Origin of the sequence: Candidatus Frankia alpina, from assembly GCF_902806485.1 — a bacterium.
In the GTDB taxonomy this organism is placed as follows: domain Bacteria; phylum Actinomycetota; class Actinomycetes; order Frankiales; family Frankiaceae; genus Frankia; species Frankia alpina.
Genome location: NZ_CADCWT010000432.1, coordinates 1 through 2076, shown reverse-complemented (window position 1 = coordinate 2076; position 2076 = coordinate 1). Strand labels below are relative to the sequence as shown.

1 protein-coding gene is annotated in these 2076 nt (G+C 65.4%); it reads left to right on the top strand.

All coding sequences use genetic code 11. From position 1 onward, the window contains the following. The first annotated feature begins 552 nt into the window (after window positions 1-552). Window positions 553-1185 carry a YdcF family protein gene (locus tag G6R25_RS23665; protein WP_163554623.1) on the top strand — a complete coding sequence of 211 codons (633 nt, stop codon included), beginning with the start codon at window positions 553-555 and terminating at the stop codon, window positions 1183-1185. Window positions 1186-2076 lie beyond the last annotated feature (891 nt).

Below are 2076 nucleotides of genomic sequence, written 5' to 3'. Positions count from 1 at the left end.
AACCGACGCGCTGATCGCCGCTCTGCCCGCCCAGGCGTGGTGCCGGATCTTGGCCGGACCCGGAGCGCACGGGCTCCGCGACTATGACTGGGCCGGAATCGCCATCCGGGCCTGGTAGACGCCGGCCGGGGCCATTGACTGCTGGCCCGCTACAGCGCTTCTGCCTGAAGGAGTCCTCGCCGTGCGCGACGCCGCCGCTGGTCCGTCGGCAGATGTCGACGATGCGATTGCCGCGGTGCAGGCCGAACGGCCCGAATAGCACGTGGTCGTGCGGCGCGCTCGTGTTTTTCCGGACGGGTTAAGCCGTATACGGTGCTCACCGTCCTGACCGAGGCGCTGGCGCCGATCCTGCCCGGGAGCCGAGTGCAGCGTTGCTGATGGCAGGCGCATACCCCTCGGACTGGCGTCTGATCCACCAGCCGGCTACTAACGTCGGCAGCGGTTCTGTGGCTGCCGATGAATCCGGTCACACCGGCGGGTCGTGGAGAACATCGGCGGGTCCAGGTCGTTGGTGTGGGTGGACGAGCGGAGATCCTCCAAGTTGCGGGGAGCGTGGCTATCCTGACCCGTCCAGCTGGGCACGAGGACGAGGGCGCCTGGGACGTCCGGCCCACCACGGACCTCGGCCGGCCCGCGGAAGCGGATGATCGTCGCACCAGCCAACGACGTTGGCGGCGGCGGTGGCTGTCCCTGGACACCGTCGCTGTTGTCGTGACGCTGATCGTCTCAACTTTGCGGCTGTTCGTGTTTCCGACGCTCGACCCGCCGTCCAAGGCGGACGCGATCGTCGCGCTCGGTGGCGTGGACGGCGGGTTGGGGCGGGCACTGACGCTGAGCCGGGAGGGGTACGCGTCGACGCTGGTGGTGTCGACGCCGCTCAACTGGTGTCCGTCTGCCGCCGAGGCGGGGGCCGGGGTGCGGGTGATCTGTTTTCGGCCGGAGCCGTTCACCACCCAGGGTGAGGCCCATGAGATCCGGCTGCTGGCGAGCCGCGACGGCTGGCGGAAGGTCATCGTCGTCGCGCGACGGACCCAGGCGGAGCGGGCCCGGCTGCGGGTCGGCCGCTGCTTCCGCGGCGACGTGCAGCTGGAAGCGCCGTCCATGCCGGCGCGGTCACTGCCCTACAACATCGCCTACGAGTGGGGAGCCCTGGTGAAGGCCCTCGTGCTGCAACGCGGCTGCTGACCCGGCAGGGCCTGCGCGACCCGCTCGATCGTCTGTGCTTCGTTGAAGGTGGGGATCACGCAGAGGCTGGTCATCGATTGCCCCGACGTCTCCGAACAGGCGGCGCGCGCCCGGCTTCGGGACGGCGGACATGCCCACGCCGAGGTCTGGCGCCCCGCGCCGCCCACCATCCACGCCTGACTCAACGAGCGGCTTGTCCGTCATTCCAGACCCGCCGCCAGCAGGCTTTATTCACGAATCTCCTGCGTCGCGTGAATCAAGATAGCCAAAATACAATTAGGACGTAACGCTGACATGTCAGGGTCCTCGCTCGGTCATGCCGTACGTCGGTGGGTTCATTATGTCCATCCATGACAGTTATGAAGCAATAATTATGGGATGTCATTTTATGCCCTCTATGTGGAATGTCGTGGATAGGCGGGAAGTTTCCTTCATCAGATTCTAGCTGATGCCATGATATGGCTCACAGGTAGACGTCATGGATATCGAATGGCGTATACTGCGGTGTCCGGGTGCCGTAGGGTCGAAACCGGGGGATGCGGTATCGCCCACGTTGATGGGTGCGATCCGCTCCCAGGCAACACAGAGCGACCCTGCCGGCCACGGTGGCGTCGAGTGCGGATATTCAGTGTCGGCGCTACATGTCTGCTTTGCAGCGAGAACTGAAGCCCCCCGGGGGAGGGACACGGTCAGTAAATCTCCGCCTTCAGAGGCCACCGGCGCTCCGTGAGCGCCGAGTTGGCAGCAGCCTGACCTCGGGTTCCGAGGGAACCGTGCAGAGGCCATATCGGGGGAAGATATGTTTGCCTTCTTTTGCCATTCCCATGCAATGCAGGGCCGCGCGAAGGTCACTTTCCGTGCTGACTGGTTACTCTGGGTTGTGAGGAATGT